Annotated in this window: 17 protein-coding genes, 1 tRNA gene and 1 pseudogene; 6 read left to right on the top strand and 13 right to left on the bottom strand. The window is 72.2% G+C overall.

Annotated elements, in window-relative coordinates; all coding sequences use genetic code 11:
- Positions 1-204 precede the first annotated feature (204 nt).
- The 5 genes from AB0F04_RS03745 to AB0F04_RS03725 form a co-directional block, all read right to left on the bottom strand.
- Positions 205-462 carry a helix-turn-helix transcriptional regulator gene (locus tag AB0F04_RS03745; RefSeq protein WP_362037425.1) on the bottom strand — a complete coding sequence of 86 codons (258 nt, stop codon included), beginning with the start codon at positions 460-462 and terminating at the stop codon, positions 205-207.
- Positions 462-1,079 carry a hypothetical protein gene (locus AB0F04_RS03740; RefSeq protein ID WP_362037423.1) on the bottom strand — a complete coding sequence of 206 codons (618 nt, stop codon included), beginning with the start codon at positions 1,077-1,079 and terminating at the stop codon, positions 462-464. The genes AB0F04_RS03745 and AB0F04_RS03740 overlap by 1 nt, the downstream gene beginning before the upstream one ends.
- Before the next feature lie 142 nt (positions 1,080-1,221).
- Positions 1,222-3,633 carry a proprotein convertase P-domain-containing protein gene (locus AB0F04_RS03735; protein ID WP_362037421.1) on the bottom strand — a complete coding sequence of 804 codons (2,412 nt, stop codon included), beginning with the start codon at positions 3,631-3,633 and terminating at the stop codon, positions 1,222-1,224.
- Positions 3,634-4,147: 514 nt separating this feature from the next.
- Entirely contained in the window at positions 4,148-5,551 is a 1,404-nt protein-coding gene (locus AB0F04_RS03730; protein WP_362037420.1) for a hypothetical protein, read from the bottom strand.
- A gap of 74 nt (positions 5,552-5,625) precedes the next feature.
- The gene (locus tag AB0F04_RS03725) at positions 5,626-6,453 is read right to left on the bottom strand and encodes a DUF4097 family beta strand repeat-containing protein (protein WP_362037417.1); all 828 of its coding nucleotides are present in this window, start codon (positions 6,451-6,453) and stop codon (positions 5,626-5,628) included.
- Positions 6,454-6,663: 210 nt separating this feature from the next.
- Between AB0F04_RS03725 and AB0F04_RS03720 the strand changes: the two genes are divergently transcribed.
- A tRNA-Val gene (locus AB0F04_RS03720) sits at positions 6,664-6,735 on the top strand.
- A gap of 75 nt (positions 6,736-6,810) precedes the next feature.
- Here AB0F04_RS03720 and AB0F04_RS03715 read toward each other — a convergent pair.
- Positions 6,811-7,362 carry a hypothetical protein gene (locus AB0F04_RS03715; protein ID WP_362037415.1) on the bottom strand — a complete coding sequence of 184 codons (552 nt, stop codon included), beginning with the start codon at positions 7,360-7,362 and terminating at the stop codon, positions 6,811-6,813.
- Positions 7,363-7,540: 178 nt separating this feature from the next.
- Here AB0F04_RS03715 and AB0F04_RS03710 point away from each other — a divergent pair, with 178 nt between their 5' ends.
- Together AB0F04_RS03710 and AB0F04_RS03705 are read left to right on the top strand one after the other, a co-directional pair.
- Positions 7,541-7,969 carry a DUF6153 family protein gene (locus AB0F04_RS03710; RefSeq protein WP_362037414.1) on the top strand — a complete coding sequence of 143 codons (429 nt, stop codon included), beginning with the start codon at positions 7,541-7,543 and terminating at the stop codon, positions 7,967-7,969.
- Positions 7,970-8,066: 97 nt separating this feature from the next.
- Positions 8,067-8,744 (top strand): DUF305 domain-containing protein, encoded by a 678-nt coding sequence (locus AB0F04_RS03705; RefSeq protein WP_362037412.1) that lies wholly within the window; start codon positions 8,067-8,069, stop codon positions 8,742-8,744.
- Between the two features lie 18 nt (positions 8,745-8,762).
- On the opposite strand, the gene AB0F04_RS03700 is transcribed toward AB0F04_RS03705, so the two are convergent.
- Together AB0F04_RS03700 and AB0F04_RS03695 are read right to left on the bottom strand one after the other, a co-directional pair.
- Positions 8,763-9,116 carry a hypothetical protein gene (locus AB0F04_RS03700; protein ID WP_362037410.1) on the bottom strand — a complete coding sequence of 118 codons (354 nt, stop codon included), beginning with the start codon at positions 9,114-9,116 and terminating at the stop codon, positions 8,763-8,765.
- A 51-nt stretch (positions 9,117-9,167) separates the two neighbouring features.
- Positions 9,168-10,064 carry a 2-dehydropantoate 2-reductase gene (locus AB0F04_RS03695; RefSeq protein ID WP_362037408.1) on the bottom strand — a complete coding sequence of 299 codons (897 nt, stop codon included), beginning with the start codon at positions 10,062-10,064 and terminating at the stop codon, positions 9,168-9,170.
- 102 nt (positions 10,065-10,166) lie between these two features.
- Here AB0F04_RS03695 and AB0F04_RS03690 point away from each other — a divergent pair, with 102 nt between their 5' ends.
- The 3 genes and pseudogenes from AB0F04_RS03690 to AB0F04_RS03680 all read left to right on the top strand — a co-directional run bounded on the left by AB0F04_RS03690 (position 10,167) and on the right by AB0F04_RS03680 (position 11,645).
- Positions 10,167-10,397, top strand: a complete 231-nt coding sequence (locus tag AB0F04_RS03690; RefSeq protein WP_362037405.1) for a DUF2277 domain-containing protein — start codon at positions 10,167-10,169, stop codon at positions 10,395-10,397.
- Between the two features lie 56 nt (positions 10,398-10,453).
- Entirely contained in the window at positions 10,454-10,765 is a 312-nt protein-coding gene (locus AB0F04_RS03685; RefSeq protein WP_362037403.1) for a hypothetical protein, read from the top strand.
- Positions 10,766-10,796: 31 nt separating this feature from the next.
- A pseudogene (locus tag AB0F04_RS03680) lies at positions 10,797-11,645 on the top strand (IS5 family transposase).
- A 653-nt stretch (positions 11,646-12,298) separates the two neighbouring features.
- On the opposite strand, the gene AB0F04_RS03675 reads toward AB0F04_RS03680, so the two are convergent.
- The 5 genes from AB0F04_RS03675 to AB0F04_RS03655 form a co-directional block, all read right to left on the bottom strand.
- Positions 12,299-13,585, bottom strand: coding sequence for a phosphatase PAP2 family protein (locus AB0F04_RS03675; RefSeq protein WP_362037401.1), 1,287 nt, complete (start codon positions 13,583-13,585; stop codon positions 12,299-12,301).
- 130 nt (positions 13,586-13,715) lie between these two features.
- Positions 13,716-14,312, bottom strand: coding sequence for a VTT domain-containing protein (locus AB0F04_RS03670; RefSeq protein WP_362037399.1), 597 nt, complete (start codon positions 14,310-14,312; stop codon positions 13,716-13,718).
- A 284-nt stretch (positions 14,313-14,596) separates the two neighbouring features.
- Positions 14,597-15,049 (bottom strand): DoxX family protein, encoded by a 453-nt coding sequence (locus AB0F04_RS03665; RefSeq protein WP_362037397.1) that lies wholly within the window; start codon positions 15,047-15,049, stop codon positions 14,597-14,599.
- An 83-nt stretch (positions 15,050-15,132) separates the two neighbouring features.
- Entirely contained in the window at positions 15,133-17,004 is a 1,872-nt protein-coding gene (locus AB0F04_RS03660) for an FAD/NAD(P)-binding protein (protein WP_362038639.1), read from the bottom strand.
- Positions 17,005-17,309: 305 nt separating this feature from the next.
- Positions 17,310-18,944: an alkaline phosphatase D family protein gene (locus AB0F04_RS03655; RefSeq protein WP_362037395.1), complete on the bottom strand. Its 1,635-nt coding sequence runs from the start codon at positions 18,942-18,944 to the stop codon at positions 17,310-17,312.
- Between the last annotated feature and the right edge of the window lie 57 nt (positions 18,945-19,001).

Genomic DNA, 19,001 nt, shown 5'->3' with positions numbered 1-19,001 from the left:
GAATTCGCGGCGGAGATCCCGCCGAGGGCGGTGGCGCGCACGAGCCTCAGCGGCGTGTGAGCCACCGTCCCAGCAGGATCGCCGACGTGATCAGGGCCGCCGCTGTGATCACGAGCGCGATCTTCATGCCTGTGTCCATGACGCCGAACATGGGGGTCTCCTTCTTGAGAGGTCCGAGGGGAACGTGCCGGTGGGTGCCGTGGATCAGGACTTCCGAGGGCTTCCCGGCGTCGTCCCGGGACGGTGGCTGAGCAGGTCTCCCGGCTGGCACTGCAGTACTTCGCAGATCCGGGTGAGGGTGGTGAACCGGATCGCCTTGGCGCGTCCGTTCTTGAGCACGGAGAGGTTGACGTTGGTCACGCCGACGCGATGGGCGAGTTCGGTGACGGTCATGCCGCGCTCGCTGAGGAGTCTGTCGAGGTGCACCTCGATGTCGTGGCCCTCGTGATCGTCGGCGGTCATCAGACGACTCCTTCGAGGTCCTCACGCATGGCCGCGCCCGCGCGGGTGATCCGGGCGAAGGTGAGCAGGCCCAGGCCGGTCAGCACGGCCAGGTAGGGGGGCGACCACAGGGTGAGCCAGGCTCCGGCCGTGAAGTCCTGGGTCGTGGAAAGCCGGGCGAGCAGGGCTGCTTCGGCGTTGGCCTCGATGATGGCGGCGACCGGGCTTCCGAGGAGCAGCCACCAGCCGAGCAGGCGGAGCCCGGATGCCGTACGCGGCGTGTGGATGCCTTTCCGCGCGGCCCCCTTGAGGAGTCGGTGCAGCAGGAAGAGGCCGATGATCAGCAGCAGTGCCGACGGCAGTTCGCCGAGCGTACTCAGCAGGCGCAGGTGCGCGTCGGGTGCGTCGGCGCAGTAGCGGGGGATCCAGTCGACCTGGGCTCCCTTCTCGGGAGGCAGGGCGCCGGCGGCGTCGTGCGAGCTGATGGTCGAGGAGTCGGTGACGCAGACGACGGTGCCCGCCCAGCCGCCGTGGACGGTCCTGAAGACGAGCCCTGCCGCCGCGAGGGCCAGCAGGATGCGCAGGACTACGGACACCACTGTGGCCATGGGTTCGAGCATCTTCCGGTCTTCGGACATGCCGGGCCGCCTCGCTTATCGTTTTTCGATGTTATCGATAAACGATACTATCGAAAAACGATAAGGAGCAACCCCCTGCACGTGCAGCGCCCCCGCACCAGGAGGGGTGCGGGGGCGCGTGGGCCGTTCGGCTGTCGCCGGGTCAGAACCTGACGACGAAGTTGTTGACCGTGCCGGTGTCGCCGGTGCCCACGTCGTCGACGCGCAGCTTCCACCAGCCGTTGACCGGCAGGTCGGTGGCGTCGACCGTGTAGACCTTCTTGAGGACGCCGCCCGGCTCCTCGCCGTTGTCCTTGAGGGCGTGCATGGAGCCGTCCGGGGCGATCAGGTCGATCTTGAGGTCGCCGAGGTACTCGTGCTCGACGTGCACGTACACCTGCAGCTTGGCGGAGCCCACGCCGGACAGGCCGTCGGTCTTGGTCCAGATCTCCGTGTAGTTCTTGTCCGGGATGGCCTTGACCGTCTGGTTCTCGTACGACGGGAAGCCGAGCGACCAGCCCTTGAGGGTACCGGTGGACCCGCTCGCGGAGTCGGTGACCTTCAGCGTCCAGGTGCCGTTGGCGACCGCGTCGGTGGCGTCCACGCCGTAGGTGGTCTGGAGGGTGCCGCCGGCCTCGGAGCCGTACGGCTTGAGCGTGTAGGACTTGCCGTCCGGGCTCGTGAGGACGAGCCGCAGGTCACCGATCCGGGTGTGGGTGATGTTCGTGTACACCTGGAGCGGGCCGGCGGCCCTGCCGTCGATGCTGGAGACGGCGAGGGTGGAGGAGACGGTGCCGGTGTCCGGGACGGCCTGGCCGGTGGTCTGCTCGAACGGGGTCGGGAAGATCAGTGACCAGGTGGTGAGCGTGCCGGCGTCGCCGTCGTCGGTGTCGGTCATCCGCAGCTTCCACTCGCCGTTGGCGGGTGAGGCGGAGGCGTCGACGGTGTACGTCTCGACGATGTTGTCCGCGCCGTCGGAGACGCTCGCGCTCTTCAGCGGGTGGACGGAGCCGCTGGGCGAGAGCAGCTCCAGCTTGACGTCACCCCGGAAGGGGTGGGTGATGTTGACGTACGCCTTGAGGTTCTTCGGCGCGTTGCCCGGGTATTCGGCGACGGTGATCGGCGAGGTGACGGAGCCTGCCGGGGCATCGGGGATGGCGATGTCCTTGTCGTTGTCGACCTGGAAGGCGCGGGGCTTCTTGTCCGCCTCCGGCTTCGGCTCGACCGCGGCGACGGCCTTGGCGACGTCGATCCGGGGGACGGTCACCCCCGCGTCGTCGGTGACCGGTTTGCCGGTCGTGGCGAGCAGCGAGACCAGGCTGGCGAGGCCCTCGGTGGGGTACGTCTGCCGCAGGACGGCGAGGGCTCCGGCGACATGGGGGGCGGCCATGGAGGTGCCGCTCTTGGAGTCGTACCCGCCGCCCGGCATGGAGGAGATGATGCCGTTGCCGGGGGCGAAGACGTCGAGCAGGGGGCCGTGATTGCTGAACGAGGCGACTTCGTCCTCGTCGGTGGTGGCGCCGACGGAGACGGCGTTGGGAACGCAGGCAGGGGCGTTGACGGCGGTCGAGAGGCCGTTGTTGCCGGCGGCGACGACGGTGGCGACGCCCGCCTCGTAGAGCTTGTCGATGACCGTCCTGCGGGCGTCCTTGGTGCAGGCGCTGGTGTAACTGGCCGAGCCCAGGCTGAGGTTGGCGGCCACGATCGGGGTGCCGGCCTGCCGGAGCTGCCAGACCTTCTCGAGGGCGGCGACCTGGGCGCTGGTGAAGCTGCGAACGCAGGGGGTGGTGGCGGCGGCCCCGCAGTACTTGGCGGAGTCGAACTTGCTGAAGACCTGCATGGCGACGATGTCGGCGCCCGGGGCGACACCGGCGGCGGGCGCGCCGCTGATGCCCGTGCCGTCACCGGCGGCGATGCCCGCCACGTGGGTGCCGTGGTCGCAGCCTTCGAGGGTGGCGCAGGGGCCGGCCGCGGCGTTGGCGGCGCCGGTGCCTTCCTGGGCGGCGGTCCCGTTGCCGCAGAGGCTGGTGGCGCCGTAGTTGGTGTCGATGGGGGAGAAGCAGGCCTCGGCTACGACCCGTCCCTTGAAGAAGGGGTGGTTGGTGGCGACGCCGGTGTCGATGACGGCGACGGCACTGCCTTTGCCGGTCTTGCCGGCCTTGTGGGCGGTGTCGGCACCGATGACCGGGAGGCTCTCGTCGAGCGTGGGCTCCGAGAGGGTGTCCTCGGTGACGCTGACCACGCCGTCCTGGGCGGCGAGTTCATCGAGTCCGGCCCGGTCCACCCGGAGGGTGACCATCGGCAGGGTCTCGTAGGACTGGAGCGTCTCACCCACGGCGGCGGCGCTGGAGAGGTCGTCGCGGTTCTCCGTGACGACGATGACGCGGACGGTCTCGCCGCCGGCGGTCGCGTCATAGAGCGGGGAGGCGATCGGGTCGTCCTCCGTCGTGGTCGCCGTGTCGTTCGTCGTGGTGGTCGCGGTGGTGGTCTGCGAAGCCACAGCGTGGGCGGGTATCGCACCGAGGGTCACGGTCATCATCGTGGTGACGACCGTCGTCCATATCCGTCTCTTCATGTCGCTCTCGAAGTCGGCAGGCATGACTGAGCATGCGGGGATGTGAGTGGAGCACTCCGGCAGAGGGCGTGATCCGTCAGAAGGCCGTAGGGGAAAGCGGCGGCGAGGACTGTGCGCGCAGCAACAGCGATGAGCCGACCGCAGCGGCGACCGGGAGCACTGAGGGGACAGGCTCCCGTATGGACGGGTCCGCTTGATCGATGCACACGGTAGAGCGGCCCAGATCACGTTCGCAAGGCCACCATGAGTGGAATGGAGTATTCCGAAGGTTGCGGCGGCGAAGAGCGCCTCGCACCCACTCCAGACCTCCGGGTGAGTGACACGCTCACGCCCGCAAAGCGGAACCGGTAACCACCAATTTCCGTGCCGGAACGCCGAGTCGGTACGCCGCGGCGGACAACACCCCGCCGTACGCCCAGGATGTGAGGGGACGGTGGGAAACCGTCGGAGGCGAAAGGAGGCCGGTTGCGTTCGTGCGTTCACCCCGTTCCGCTGCGCGGACGGGCTGAGCCTCTCAGTGCCCGGCCCCTCGCTCCTCGCGGATCTGGGACACCACCCGGGCCACCGTCTGCCGTACCGCTTCCGTCTCGGTCAGGAAGTGCCAGTAGTCGGGGTGGCGGCCCTCGAGACCGGCGACGGCACGGTCCAGGCGGGACACGGCGTCGTCCAGCGGGCGGGCGTGGCGCGGGTCGGGGGTGTTGCGGCCGGCCATGGCGAGGCGCTGGGCGTCGCGGATGGCGAAGCGGGTGCGGTCGATCTCCTGCTCGGGGTCCTTCTGCACGGCATTCAGGCGGTGCAGCCGGTCGCCGGCGGCGGAGACGGCCTCGTCGGTGCTGTTCAGCAGCGCCCGCACGGTCGACAGCAGGGCCGTCGCGTCGGCCCAGCGCTGCTCGTCCCGGGCGGTGCGTGCCTCGGCCAGTTTGGTCTCGGCCCGGCGGACGTTCTCGGCGGCGGTGCCGGGGACGTGCTGCAGATCCTGCCAGCAGGCCGCGGTGAAGCGGCGGCGCAGTTCGCTCAGGGTCGGCTCGACCTGCTCGGAGCGGGTGGTGAGGGCCTGGGCGCGGGTGCGCAGGGAGACGAGGCGGTGGTCGATCTCGGCAGCCCGGTCCGGCAGCCGTTCGGCCTCCACACGGACCGCCTCGGCCTCGCGTGTGACCCGGGCGGCCCGCTCCAGGGTCTGCGGGACGCCGTGCTGTCCGGCGCCCTGGTTCAGCTTGGTCAGCTCGGGCGAGAGGGCGGCGAGCCGGGCGGCGAGATCGTCCGCCCTGAGCCCGGCGGCGCGTACGGAGTCGAGGGCGTCGGAGGCGCCGAGCAGGGCCTGGCGGGCACGTTCGACCGCCGGGGCGAGACGGGCCAGCTGGGTCTCGGCCTTGCCGAGGAGGGGCCCGAGGCCGTCGGTGAAGCGGTCCAGCTCCTGTTTCACCCGGCCGAGTTCCTCCTTGGCGGCGGTCAGCTCGGCCCGGGCGCGGGAGGCGGCGGAGGCCTCCAGGTCGTCGCGGTCGAGGTCGTGGGCGTCGACCGCGTCGATGTAGCGGTGGCTGACCTCGTCGATGCGGCGGCCGAGGGCGTCGAAGTCGGCCACGGCGCGGCGGGCGGCGGGCGAGTCGTCGACGGCGGTGATCGTCTCGATCGAGATGCGCAGGTCGCGCTGGGCGGTGTCGAGCTCGTAGAACGCGGCGGCGGCGGCGTCCTTCGCCGCCTGTGCCTCGGCCCGCTGGTTCTCGGCCCGGCCGCCGAACCAGCGCCGGGTGCCCCCGCCCGCGTAGGCGGCGGGCAGCGCCAGCGCGGCCACGAGCGGCAACGCCATCAGGGTGAGCGCGTCCCGGAGCGGGCGGCCCGGCCTGCGGGGGTCGGGGCGACGCGGGCGGTGTGCGCGCGGCACCGACGGCGAGTCCGGCTGTCCTGGTGTCGCCGTCACATCCCTCTCCCGTGCTGTGGTCCACCCTGCCCGGTGTCATTCTCCCACCGGTGAAGGACGAACACACGGGCCGGTCAGTTCGCCGTTCGCACCGTCACTTTGCCGTCGCCGGTCCGGGCGGACAGCACATGGGCGCTCCTCTCGTCGCGGGGCACCGACACCTCCACGCCGCCGTCGCCGGTCTCGGTGGTCACGCGGTAGCCGGCCCGGGGCACCGCGATGGTCACGGAGCCGTCGCCGCTGCGGGACTCCACACGGTCCGATACGACGCCGAGTTCGAGGCGGACGGAGCCGTCACCGGTGTGGGTGCGCACGTCACGGGAGGAGACGTCCGCCCGGATGGAACCGTCGCCGGTGCGCATCCGCAGGGGGCCGGTGCTCTCGCTGACCCGGATCGACCCGTCGTCGGTGCGCAGCCGGACGGGGCCGGTGGTGTCCTGGACCCGCACGGAGCCGTCACCGGTACGGATGTGCAGCGGATCGCGGAAGCCGCGGGCTCGCACGCTGCCGTCGCCGACCTCGACCTTGACGGTGATCCTGCGGGGCACCTCGATGCGGTGCCTGGCCGAGCAGTCGACGACGATGCCGGAGCACTTCAGCCGCAGGACCAGCCGGTCGTCCCGCAGGGACCAGGTGGCCCTGGGGGCCTTGCCGATGGCGACCGAGCCCTCGAACCAGCGGGTGACCTCGATCTTGCCCGCCGGGCGCTCGTCGGCGGCGACGATCTCCAGGGCCGAGTCGTCGGAGTCGACGGTGAGGGTGCGGCCCTGGAGGCCGAAGGAGCGGTGGTCGGGGTCCGGGTCGTCCCCGGCGGACGCCCCGCAGGCGCTGAGCCCGGCGACGAGCACGACGACGGCACCGGCGAGGGCGGTGGCGCGGGCGGCGGCGGTGCGTGTGGTCATGACGGTCTCCCCCTGGACGGACGACGGGCGCCTCGGGGCGCTCCACGACCGTATGGACCGGGGGCCCGCGGAGGGATCCGGGCCACTCCCGGATCGGGGGTGGGGTTAACCCCCGGCGCGGGACCCGCCCCGGCCCCGCGATACGGGTTTGCGGGACCGCGCCCCGGGCAATGTAGGCTGTCGACTCGTCCTGGGCGTGGCCCGGGATCCGGGTGCGTAGCTCAGGGGTAGAGCGCCTGCCTTACAAGCAGGATGTCGGCGGTTCGAAACCGTCCGCGCCCACAGCGCCGATTTCCGCGGCGGAGGCCCTCCAGGGATGTCCCTGGGGGCCTTTCCCGTTGCCGTCCCCGGCGGGGGTCAGTAGTTCGCGTTGGCGAGGAGTTCGCCGTCCTTGTCGTACACGGTGACGAGGCCGTTCTCGGACTCGTAGCAGGAGGTGAACGCGGAGGCGATGAGTTTGCCCTCGCCCTGGTGGGGGCCCATCAGGCCGCCGCTGAAGTCGGTGAACACCTCCGCCGCGTCCAGGATGTCGTTGCGCTTGTCCGCGCCGGTCACCTTCGTGACGTGCTCGACCGCGGCCTTCTCCGTGTCCGTGCCGTTCTCGGCGACGCAGTCGCGGAACTGCTCGGCCTGGGACTTCTCATCGGCCGGCCCGGCCTTCCCGGGCCTGTCCTTCCCCGGCTTGCCGTCCGCGGTGACGGCCTTGTCCTTGGTCGAGGTGTCGCCGCTTTCTTCGCCCCCGCCACCCGTGGCGACGGCGGCGATGAGGAAGAGGGCGAGGATGCCCGCGCAGCCGAGGCCCGCGATCTTGCCCACGCCGCGCTTCTTCGGCGGCTGGGGCGCCGGGGCGCCGTAGAAGGGCTGCTGCGGGTGGGGCTGGGTGGGCTGCTGCGGGTACTGCTGGCTCATGGGTCCCCCTCGGGATCATTCGTGTCGTGGGTACGACCCACCGGGAGCGCCGCGCGGTTGTAGAAGGCTGAACGGGTTCACCTGATGGAGGGAGGGGCGGTCGCACAACCGCAGGTGGCCCGCACGCGCGTCCACCCCGGGTCGATGACGGCTCCGGACCGTTCTCTACGATGAGCACGTGAACAGCCCCCGCCGGTCTACGCCGCGCCCCCCGCTGAGGCGGTGGCAGCTGCTGTGCGTGCTGGGGCTGTTGACGGGGTTGCTGGGGATGCACGGGCTGGCACCCGGGGGCGGTCTGCCCGGCCCGGCGCATGCGCCGCAGGCGGCTGCGCTCCGGTCCCACATGCCGCAGACCCACCCGCCCGGCGCCCCCATGCCCCGAGCGGAGTCCAAGCCCTACGCGCACTGCGCCGGCGGGCACCTCCAGCACGCCGACGCGACCTGCGCCTCGGGTGCCGTGGGCGGTGGCCCCGTGCTGCCTCCGCTCGTCCCCGACCCGGTTCCCGCGGTCGTGGGGGAGGGCGCCGTACGAGCGCACGCGGTCGCGGATACGGATGGTGCCCGCGGCCCGCCTTCCCTGGCCGAACTCCAGCTTCTGCGGATCTAGACACCACGCGTCACGCCCGCCGGCACCGGCCGGTGACGGCGTGATGCCCCCGTGGCGTCCGCGATCCCCAGTTCCTCGCAGAAGCAGGAGTTCACGCATGAGCAACAGCATTCGTACCCTGGCGCGCCGCGCCGCCCTCGTGGTGGCGACGGGTGCCGCGACGGTCGTCCTCGCCGCCTGTGGCGGTGACGGTGCCGACCGTTCCGCCGGCGGTGCCGGTCACGGCGATGCCGGAAGCCACAGCCCCACCGGGGCCCCGTCGTCCGACGGGTCCCACAACGCCCAGGACGTCGCCTTCGCGCAGGGCATGATCCCGCATCACCGGCAGGCGCTGGAGATGGCGCGGCTGGCCGGTGACCGGGCCTCCTCGGACGCGGTCAAGGACCTCGCGGGGCGGATCGAGAAGGCGCAGGATCCGGAGATCCGGACCATGACCGGCTGGCTGAAGACCTGGGGCGAGGACGTCCCCGGGGCCTCCGGCGGCGGCATGGACCACTCCGGGTCGGGCCACTCCGGCATGCCCGGCATGATGGGCGCCGAGGACATGGCCGGGCTGGAGAAGCTGACGGGCAAGGCCTTCGACGTGCAGTTCCTGACCCTGATGGTCGAGCACCACGAAGGGGCCGTGGAGATGGCCCGGACCGAGCAGAGCAAGGGCCGCTACGGCCGGGCCAAGAGCATGGCCGAGGACATCGTCACCGCCCAGAACGCCGAGATCGTCGAGATGAACAAGCTCCTCGGCAAGAACGCGGGCAGGAGTCAGAGCCAGGGCTGATCCGACGGCCGGGGCCCGTCACGAGGCTCCGCCGGTCTCCTCCGGCGGAGCCTCGCGCGCGTGCTTCAGCTCCGAGCGGGCCGCCACCCGCTCGGAGCCCGTGAGTTCGGACCAGTAGCGGTGGGTGCTGACGAACACCGCGAGTTCGTGCTCCCGCTGCCGGAGCTTCTCCACCTCGGCCTGCTCGTCCGCGCTCCAGCCGGGGGAGGCGGGCCGTTCCACCTTGCGCCAGCCGTTGTCGTCGCTGAAGCCGTCCAGTGGCTCCACCGACCACGGGAGCCGCTTCAGCAGGGCCGACAGCTCGGCCCTGACCTGATGGAGTTCCTCCTGGCCGGCCAGGAGGTCACTCGGAAAGTCATAGGTCGTAGCCACGACCCAATGATACGTCTGTTCGAATTTAGCAGGCGAGTTCCTTCCTGTGGTTCATGCGAACGTGTGCAGCTCGCCCACCACCCGGGCCGCCACCGGAGCCGGAATCCCGTGCCGCTCGGCCGCGCGCAGCAACGCGCCGCCGATGGCGTCCAGTTCGAGGGGCCGGCCGGCCTCGGCGTCGCGCTGCATCGAGGACTTCATGGACGGCGGGAAGCCGTCGTACCGGGCGAGCGCCTGGGCCGGGTCCGCCGGGCCGCCGCACGCGCGGCTGATCGCGGCCGTCTCCTCCACCAGGGCGGTCAGCTCGTCGCGGTGGCGGGTGCGGACCTCGCCGAGGGGGAGGCCGTAGCGCGTGGTGAGCAGGGCGAACGGCGCCAGGAACGACATCTTCGCCCACAGGGCCGCCGTCTCGTCCTCCAGGACGCGGGTGGCCGGACCGGCCGCGGTGAAGACTTCGGCCAGGGCGTCGAGGCGGGGCCGGGGTACGCCCGTGCCGGTCAGGTCGATCTCCGCGAAGGGGCTGCCGTGTTCGACGACGCCCGGAGCGACGCGGGTCGACTCGACGCGGATCACGGCGGGGGCCACCCGGTCGGGCCGGTGGCGGGCGCGCAGGGCCGCCGGGTGTTCGACGCCGTTCAGGAACGGCACGAGGAGTCCGTCGGACAGCACCGGCGCGGGGACCCGGTCCAGGGCGGCGTCGAGGGCCGTGTGCTTGACGGTGACCAGGCACGCGTCGACCGGCTCGCGCAGCTCGGTGTCGGCCTCGACGCGGGCCGTGAAGTCGCCGAAGCGGTCGCTGCGCACCCGGATGCCGTCCGTGCGCAGGATCTCGGCGGTCTTCTCGCCGGACAGGCAGATCACACGGTGGCCGGTGCGGGAGAGCAGGGCGGCGAGCAGACCGCCCACGCCGCCGGGGCCCAGGACGGCCACGGTGAGTTCGTTCGCCATGAACGGTTCCTCTCGTCGGTCGGCCCCGGGACGGTGGCCGCCTCGGAGCGATCATGGCAGGCGTCGCTGTCGTACGGGGGCCGGAAGGGTGAGACTGGGGGCATGTGCCGGAGTATCAAGACGCTGCGCCCGCCCGCGATGCCCGAAGAGGCCACCGAGGCGGATGTGCGCGCTGCCGCCCTGCAGTACGTGCGGAAGGTTTCGGGATTCCGCGCCCCCGCCGCTCACAACCAGGAGGTGTTCGACCGCGCCGTGGAGGCGATCGCCCAGGCCACGGCCGAGCTGCTGGACGGCCTCGAGGTCCGCGGGGCCGGGACACGGAAGGCGAGCTAGGCAGTTTCTTACGGATCACTGAACGAGACCCGAGCTGTTGGTGGTGTGATGGCTTCATGCGACCTGAGCACTGTGTGACCAGGAACCACATCGAGGTGTGGGAAGAACGCGTGCTGCCGTCGGGGCCGGACCGGATCAGGTTCGGGACGGTGCTGCGCGGCTCACTCCTGCCGATCCTGGTCTGGGCCGGAGTCGCGTGCTTCGTGTACTTGGTCTACAACCCGCTCGTAGCGACGGTCCTCGGCGGTCTCTTCGCGTCGTCGTTCATCGTGGGGTTCGCGCTGCGTCGCAGGGCGAAGCACTCGGTTCGCTGTAGCGTCTACGGTGCGCTGGGCGGAATGTTCGACAAGTCCATGGCTGGGTTCTGAGGCGTTGCGGCACAGTCGGCCCCTCGTTGTATTGAGCGTGTTGACCGACGCCCAGTGGACCAGGATCGAGCCCCTGTTGCCGGACCGGACTCCCCGCCGAGGGGGAAGATGGCGTGATCACCGGCAGGTGATCGACGCGAGTCGCCTGGAAGTACCGGACGGGATCGCCGTGGATGGATCTGCCTGCGGAGTTCGGCTCGTGGAAAGGCGCCTACAGCCGTCTGCGGAACTGGGCGATCGACGGGACCTGGGAGCGAGTGTTCACCACCCTGCTGGCCCAGGCGGACGCCGATGAGGACCTGAGCTGGGTGGTATCCGTCGACTCCACGGTCGTTCGGGCACATCAGCATGCGGCTGGAGCCCGCAAAAGGGGGCTCCAGCCGACGAGCCAGCGGACCACGCCATCGGCCGCTCCCGAGGCGGGTTGACCACGAAGATCCACCTCGCCGCCGACGGCAACTGCCGGCCGCTGGCTTTCGTGGTTACGGCCGGACAGGCCGGCGACGCGCCCGCCTTCACCGAAGTGATGGCACGACTGCGCGTCCCCCGCCGTGTCGGGCGTGCCCGGACTCGGCCTGACATGGTTCTGGCCGACAAGGCGTACTCCTCCCGGGCCATCCGCGAACACCTGCGACGGCGAGGGATTCGGACGGTCATCCCGGTCCCAGCCGACCAGCAGGGCCACCGACTCCGTCGGGGCAGCCACGGCGGCCGGCCGCCCGCCTTCGACCGCGAGGCATACAAGCAGCGCAACACCGTCGAGCGGTGCATCAACCGCCTCAAACAGTGGCGAGGGATTGCCACCCGCTACGAGAAGACCGCCATCGTCTACCTGGCCGGGCTCCACGTCGCAGCCATCCTCATCTGGTCAGCGCGATGATCCGAGAGAAACTGCCTAGCCGGAGCCGGAGCCGGAGCCGGAGCCGGAGCCGGAGCCGGAGCCGGAGCCGGAGCCGGAGCGGGTGCGGGTGCGGCGAGTGGGCTGGACCCGGCGTGCTGGGGTGAGCCGGCCGGAGTCGGGGCGGGGGAGGGTGAGCGGGTCGGAGGCCGGGTGCGGCGAGTGGGCTGGATTCGGCGTGCTGGGGCGAGTTGGCCGTAGCGGGGGCGCGGGAGGTGAGCCGGTCGGAGTCGGGGCGGGGGAGGGTGAGCGGGTCGGAGGTCGGGCGCGGGCGGGTCGGCTGGATTCGGCGTGCTGGGGCGAGTTGGCCGTAGCGGGGGCGCGGGAGGTGAGCCGGTCGGAGGTCGGGCGCGGGCGGGTCGGCCGGATTCGGCGTGCTGGGGCGAGCAGGCCGGAGTCGGGGCGCGGGAGGGTGAGCCGGTCGGCGGCCGGGCGCGGCGGGTCGGCTGGATTCGGCGTGCTGGGGCGAGCTGGCCGGAGTCGGGGCGGGGGAGGGTGAGCCGGTCGGAGGCCGGGCGCGGCGAGTCGGCCGGATTCGGCGTGCTGGGGCGAGCAGGCCGGAGGCCGGGCGCGGCAGGCGGGTCGGCCGGGCCCGGGGCGCGGGGCGGGACGTGGCCGGGCCCGTGCCCGGCGGCTCAGACCGCTGGTTCGGGCTGTGGTTCCGGGCGCGGTGCCGGGATGGACGGTGCCTCCCACAGCCTGGTGGTCCGGCGGTAGCCGTGGACCACCGAGGCCATCGCCAGCAGGAGCAGGGGCGCGAAGAGCCACGGGTACGCGGCCATCTCCAGCGGCAGGAAGCGGTAGGACGCGAGCAGCGCCGCGAAGACGACCGTCCCGTAACCGACCAGCCGGAGACCCGCCCGGTCCCAGCCGCGATCGTACGTGCGCAGCGCCGTCTCCACCGTGTACGCGAACACCACGCCGGCGATGAGGTCCACGCCGTAGTGCCAGCCGAATCCCAGCGTCGCGGCGAGGGTGGCGATCAGCCAGAACGTGCCGGCGAGCCGCAGGGCGCGCGGCCCCCGGCGGGAGTGGATGAAGATCGTGGTGGCCCACGCCGTGTGCAGGCTGGGCATGCAGTTGCGCGGGGTGATCCCGTCGAACGGCACGGCGTACGGGGTGGTGACCGGCGGCAGCGTGTCGGGCCACAGGTCGGCCACCGCCCAGTGCCCGCCCTCGGGCCCGTAGGCGAACATCGGCCCGACGACGGGGTAGATCATGTAGACGGCCGGTCCGAGCACGCCGATCAGCAGGAACGTGCGCACCAGGTGGTGGCGTGGGAAGCGCTGCTCGGCCACCACGTTGCGCAGCTGGTACAGCGCCACGCACACCGCGGCCACCGCGAGCTGGGCGTAGACGTAGTCGAGGGCGTGCTCGCCGACCGGGCCGCTCGCCCTGAGGAGCCGGCCCGCCAGCCACGAGGGGTTGCCCAGCGCGTGGTCGGCCATGGCGATGTACGGGTCGAGTACGAGCGGGCGCGTCTTGGACGTGATCAGCAGCCAGGTGTCGCCGGTCTTGCGGCCGGTCACCAGCAGCAGGCCGAGCCCCACGCCCTTCAGCAGCAGGACGCGCTCCGCTCCGGTGCGGCGGGCGAGGGCGATGACCCCGACGCCCAGGATCACCCACAGCGCGCCGTTGCCGAACGGGTGGCCCTCGTCGGGATAGGTGCCGGTCGCCCAGCGGACCAGCAGGAACACGAGGTCGATGCCGATCGCGGTGCCGAGGGCGACGAGCCGTTGCCGCCAGGTGAGCACCACCATCGTCAGTGCGAGGCTGGCGTACAGCAGGAACCCGGACTTGGGGGCGTGGACCACCTCGCGCGCCTGCGTGGTGATCGGCCCCGGTATGCCGAGGCGGTACGCGGTGATCTGGAGGGCGACGAGGAACCCGAGAGTGATCACGCCGGCCGCGGCCCACAGCATCGCGCGTGGATGCCGCCTGGCGGCGGAAGTGATCCGTTCCGTTCGGGAGGCTTCCCGCGACGCCGTCGTCGTCAATGTCTCAGCCGCTTCCAGGTCGTGGTGGTCGGGGTGGGGTGAGCCGGAGTCCGGACTACGACGTCCGGGGCTCCCGCCGCATCAGATAGGCCGCTCCTGCCCCGGCGCCGAACAGCGCCCCCACCGACACCGCCGTCGCCAGCCAGGTCGCCCCCAGCCAGTGGGCGCCGAAGTAGCCGAGGGCGACGCTGTACACGGCCCAGGTGAAGCCGGCCAGGGCCGACCAGGGCAGGAAGTCGCGGGCGCGGCGGTGGGCGGCGCCCGCGCCGAGGGAGACCACCGAGCGGCCCGCGGGAGCGAAACGGGCGACGACGACGAGGGCGCCGCCGCCCCGGGCGAGGGCCGCGCCGAGACGTTCCTGGGCGGTGCTCAGCCGCCGGGAGCGGGAGATCGCCCGGTCCAGGCGGGCCCCGCCCCGCCAGGCGAGGCGGTAGGCGGCCAGGTCACCCAGCACGGAGGCGGTGGCCGCGCAGAGGGTCAGGGCGAGGATGTCGGGCACGTCGTTCGCGGTGCCCGCTGCCGCCGCCGTGGCCGCCGTGATCACCAGGACACCGCTGGGCAGCACCGGCAGGAACACGTCGAGCAGGACGGACAAGGCCACCACCGCGTAGATCCACGGGCTGCCGATCGGCAACCCCACTTGCTCCAGCACCGCGACTCCCCGTGACTCCCCCGTGGGCCAGACCGTGCCGCGATGGCGCGGGGGGAGCGGCAGGAGTGGCCATGACAGCCATAGAGCGTACGCCGGGGGGTGACGGGCGGTTCACGGGGGGCTCATACGTTCGGTGCGGACTGTTCACCTCGCCGTGGCTTGTCCAGAGTTGTCAGCACATGTGTGCATGCGGCCCGCCTTGCCCGGGCAGCGGGTCGCCGCAGACGGAACGGCGCCTCCCCCTCGGGGAAGGCGCCGCTGTCGTGTCCGACGGGCCGGGCGGCTCAGGCGACCACCGGGGTCTGGTCCGCGGAGCGCTGCTGCTGCGTCGAGGTGCGCTTGGCCAGCAGCCGGTCCACGCCGAACGCGCCGGAGCCGGTGAAGATCAGCAGGAACATGGCCCAGCAGTACATGGCCGCGCCCTCGCCGCTGTTCTCGATCGGCCACAGGCCCTGGGGCTGGTGGACCTTGAAGTACGCGTACGCCATCGCGCCGGACGAGATGAACGCCGCGATGCGGGTGCCGAGGCCCAGCAGGACCAGGATGCCGCCGACGAGTTCGATCACGGCCGCGTACCAGTTGGGCCAGGCGCCGGTCGCGGCGGTGCCGCCCTTGCCGTCCACGCCGCCGAGGACGCCGAAGAGCGCGACGGCGCCGTGGCAGGCGAACAGCAGGCCGATGACGATCCGGAACAGTCCGAGCGCATACGGCTGGGCGCCGTTGAGGCGAGCGGTCATGTGGGGGGTCACTCCTTCGGTTGGCCGGCCCTGGGGAGGCCGGTCGGGGACGGATACCGCGGAGTAGCCCACGTTAGGTGCGCCTAATTGATGCTTGCAAGTTCAACATTTGGCCACTGCTTTACCTCCGATTGAGGCCTGATCCCGGCCCCAGCCGCACGTAGAACGGCTCTCGCCACCGCATCCGCGTCCGAAAGAGTGACCGAATCCACTCCTGGCCGGGCTCCCGCGGCGGTCACCCAGTGCACGCCTTCTGTCGGCACACCCAACGCGAACCGCCTTGTGTGTGCAATACCTTGACGATCCATCAGGCGATAGGGGCGCGGAGTGACGTCCAACCCCCCTGTCTCATAACCGTCGATGGAGTGCGGTCGGCACTGCCCGCTGCGCAACAGGCCGGCCAGAAGGACGTCGGCGGTGTGCCGCAGGTCCGGTTCCGGCAGGCGGGCCTCTATGAGGGTTCTCACAGAGACGGCCGACCCCGGTACGTCGGGGGAGTGCGCCACCCAGCCCCCGTCCTCCTCCGTCACCCGCATCCGCGGCCCGAGCACCCGCACCACCCCCGCCTCCACCAGCGCCGCGAGTTCCTCGATGCGGCGGCGCGGCGGGCCGATGGACAGGAACGCGTTGAGCGGTGTGTACCAGCGGTCCAGATGGTCGCGGCGGGAGGCGCCGGCCAGACCGGCGTGGTCGACGACCAGCCGCAGTTCGTTGCGCAGGTCGCGCAGCACGTCCAGCGCCGCCTTCAGCGGGCCGTGCACATTGCCCAGGGCGGCCTGCGCGGCGTCCTCACGCAGATACGACAGCAGCCAGTCGTCCCACGCGCCGGGATGCCCGAAGTCCCGCCCGGCGTACGGGCGGGCGATCCGCTCCCAGCACCACCGCTCGGCGTCCGGCACCCCGAACTCCGCCAGCAGCGGCGCCTCCCGGGGGTCGCCGTGCGGGACGGCGAGGAAGCGGTCGGCGAACTCCCGCTCGAGCCCCGCACCCGCCGCGGCCCGCCGAAGCAGCGCGCCGTAGTAGACCGTCTCCACCTCCTTGGCCACCAACGGCCATATCTCCGCCAGGAAATCGGGCGCCTCCCCGGAGTCCGCGCGCTTGCGGAACCCGGCGATCACCTCCGGCGTCAGGGCGAGCGGGACGTGCCGGCCGTACGGCCCCTTCGCGTTGTCGCCGCGTGCCTGGTACGGGACGCCGCGCCGGGAACCGGCGAAGAGCCGCGGCTCACGGCCGGAGGGCAGATACCGCAGGCCCTCGGCTACCCGTACGAAACGGCCGCCCCGGCCGGTCGTCAGCAGGGCCGTGTGGTCGAAGAAGTTGAGGCCGAGGCCGCGCAGCAGCACGGGCTCGCCCGGGGGGACGCAGGACAGGTCGACATCGGCCGGGTTGCCCGGCGGGACGTGACGCAGGCCGTGCCGCGCGGCGTGGGCCGTGTGCCGCAGCAGATCCGGGCCGGGGGTGCTCGGCAGATGCCCCTGGGCCAGCACCACCGCGGACAGGCCGGTCAGGGTGCGGCCGTCGTCGAGGGCGAGGGCCTGGCGGTCACCGGGGGTGTCGTCGAGCCGCAGCGCCCGGGCCCGGTGGGTCTCCACCCGTACGGAAGGCGGCGCTTGCCGTACCACCTCGGAGAACACCCACTCCAGGTAGCGGCCGTAGTCGGCCCGGGCCGGGTACTCGTCCGGGCCCAGCCGGCCGCCCGCCCACTCGTGCAGGCTCGGGCCCGGGCGGATCGGACCCGAGCAGTCCACGCTGTCGTCGGTGAACAGGGTCACCTGACAGGCCACGGTGTTCATCAGCAGCTCGGGCGACTGGGCGGTGCGCCAGACACGGCCGGGGCCCGGCGGGTCCGGGTCGATCACATGGACCGTCAGCCGGACATCGGGCGGCAGGAGTTCCGGAGCGGAGGCGCACAGGCGTTCCAGGACGCTGGTGCCGCGTGGCCCGGCGCCGACCAGGGCGACGGAGACATCCTCGGGTCTCGTGGCCGGGCCGGGGCGCCCGGCCCGTACGGGCTCCTCGGGTGCCTGGGCTTCCGCGGTTTCTCGGGTTTCCTCGTGCGACGCAGACAACGGTGGGACTCCCGGGCGTGGGGGGCGCGTTCGGCGGTCCGCCGGGCAGGAAGCGGACGGTCCGCCTCATCATGCCGTCGCCGGGGAGGGGCACCGGGCTTCGTGGGAAAGGATTGACGGTTGTTGTGGGATGCCTCACGAACATCAGGGACATCCCCAGCGCAGCGCGACAAACAGGTGGAACGGTGCGGTTACGGGGCGAGCTCCGAATCCAGCAGCGTCGTCAGGCGGGGCCCCGCCCCCTCGCGGGCCTTGGCATGTTCCAGTCGCAGCCGGGCCGAGCGGCCGCGCAGGGTGAGGGTCATGAGCTGGTTCCCGAACCAGGGGCCGCCCGTCTTGCGCCAGCCGACCGGCGGGCTCGGGAGCCGGCCGTGCCGGGCCAGGACGCGGCCGAGGCCCCGCGCCATCGCGCTCCAGCCGATGCGGAAGGCCAGCCGCATCGACAGCGGCACCGAGTTGTGGACGGGGGAGCAGACGAGCTGCACGATCCGGGCGTCCGGATCCCGGCCGGGCCACGAGGGCTCGGCGATGTAGGCGTGGTGCACGTCCCCGGACAGCACGCACACCGTCGCCGGCGCGTCCGGCCCCGAGCCCGTCTCGGCGATCAGCTCCGCCAGTCCCGCGAAGGACTCGGGGAACGCCGACCAGTGCTCCAGGTCCGCGGCGCGTCGCACCTTCTCGCCGAACCGCGCCCAGCGCTCGCCGCGTTCGCCGCCGCACAGCGCCGCGTTCCACCCCTCGGCGTCGTGCACCAGGTGCGGCAGCAGCCAGGGCAGCGAGGTGCCGATCAGGAGGTGGTCGTAGGCCTCGGTGTCCCGTACCTGCTCGCGCAGCCAGGCCTCCTCGCCCGGGTCGAGCATCGCGCGCTCGTCCTCGGCCAGGACCCGGGCGGCCCGGCTGTCCACCATCACCAGGCGTACCCGCCCGAAGTCGCGCCGGTAGCTCCAGCGGACCGTGGCCGCGTCGGCGTCGGCCCGGGAGGCGAAGGCGCGCAGCACGTCGGTGCCGTCGGGGGCCTTGCACACCGCCTCGTACACCGGGTCGGCCGCCAGCTCCTCCAGGGAGAGGTTGCCGAGGTGCTGGTGGACCCAGTACGACATCAGGCCGCTCAGCAGCCGCTCCTGCCACCAGCCGGTGGAGCGCATGTCGGCGAGCCAGGCGGCGGAGGTGTTCCAGTCGTCGATCACGTCGTGGTCGTCGAAGATCATGAAACTGGGCACGGTGGACAGCAGCCAGCGGATGCGCGGATCGAGCCACGACTCGTAATAGAGGTGGGTGTACTCCTCGTAGTCCGCGACCCCGCTGCCCGGCCCCTCCTTCACGTCGCGGCGGCCCGCCAGCCAGCGCTGCGTGGAGTCGGAGGTCTCGTCGGCGTACACCTGGTCGCCGAGCAGCAGCAGGACGTGCGGCCGCTCGCCGTCGGGGTCGGCCGCCAGGCGGGTGGCGAGGGCGTCCAGGGCGTCCGGGCCGACGGGGTCGTCGCCGCCCGCCGGCGGGGAGGCCCAGCGGCACGAGCCGAAGGCCACGTCGAGGCCGCCCTCCGGGCCGGGCGCGTGGATCGCCGAGGGCGGGAAGGGTGAGCCGGGCAGCGGCCACACCCGGGTGCCGTCGAGGAGTACCTCGTAGGTCGTGGTCGTACCGGCCGTGAGGCCCGTGACCGGGACCAGCGCGTAGTGGTGGCCCGCGATCTGGAAGCTGCGGGCCGTGCCGCCGGCGCCGTCGGCGCAGCGCACCTCGGCGGTGCACGGACGGCTCGTCTCGACCCACACGGTGGCGGACGAGCCGTCGGTGTACCTCAGCAGCGGTCCGAGGCGCAGTGCGCTCATGTCGTTCCCCTTTCCGTCGACCCGTACGGTACGCAGCGACGGAGGCCGGAGGGGAGG

Origin of the sequence: Streptomyces sp. NPDC029041 (assembly GCF_040637515.1) — a bacterium.
Lineage (GTDB): Bacteria > Actinomycetota > Actinomycetes > Streptomycetales > Streptomycetaceae > Streptomyces.
This window is presented reverse-complemented; position numbering and strand designations above follow the sequence as displayed.

Bases quoted from the DNA above. Each gene is read 5' to 3' on its own strand.
- AB0F04_RS03745 (WP_362037425.1), bottom strand. From the start codon at position 462: ATGACCGCCGACGATCACGAGGGCCACGACATCGAGGTGCACCTCGAC.
- AB0F04_RS03740 (WP_362037423.1), bottom strand. From the start codon at position 1,079: ATGTCCGAAGACCGGAAGATGCTCGAACCCATGGCCACAGTGGTGTCC.
- AB0F04_RS03735 (WP_362037421.1), bottom strand. From the start codon at position 3,633: ATGAAGAGACGGATATGGACGACGGTCGTCACCACGATGATGACCGTG.
- AB0F04_RS03725 (WP_362037417.1), bottom strand. From the start codon at position 6,453: ATGACCACACGCACCGCCGCCGCCCGCGCCACCGCCCTCGCCGGTGCC.
- AB0F04_RS03715 (WP_362037415.1), bottom strand. From the start codon at position 7,362: ATGAGCCAGCAGTACCCGCAGCAGCCCACCCAGCCCCACCCGCAGCAG.
- AB0F04_RS03705 (WP_362037412.1), top strand. From the start codon at position 8,067: ATGAGCAACAGCATTCGTACCCTGGCGCGCCGCGCCGCCCTCGTGGTG.
- AB0F04_RS03695 (WP_362037408.1), bottom strand. From the start codon at position 10,064: ATGGCGAACGAACTCACCGTGGCCGTCCTGGGCCCCGGCGGCGTGGGC.
- AB0F04_RS03690 (WP_362037405.1), top strand. From the start codon at position 10,167: ATGTGCCGGAGTATCAAGACGCTGCGCCCGCCCGCGATGCCCGAAGAG.
- AB0F04_RS03685 (WP_362037403.1), top strand. From the start codon at position 10,454: ATGCGACCTGAGCACTGTGTGACCAGGAACCACATCGAGGTGTGGGAA.
- AB0F04_RS03675 (WP_362037401.1), bottom strand. From the start codon at position 13,585: ATGCTGTGGGCCGCGGCCGGCGTGATCACTCTCGGGTTCCTCGTCGCC.
- AB0F04_RS03665 (WP_362037397.1), bottom strand. From the start codon at position 15,049: ATGACCGCTCGCCTCAACGGCGCCCAGCCGTATGCGCTCGGACTGTTC.
- AB0F04_RS03655 (WP_362037395.1), bottom strand. From the start codon at position 18,944: ATGAGCGCACTGCGCCTCGGACCGCTGCTGAGGTACACCGACGGCTCG.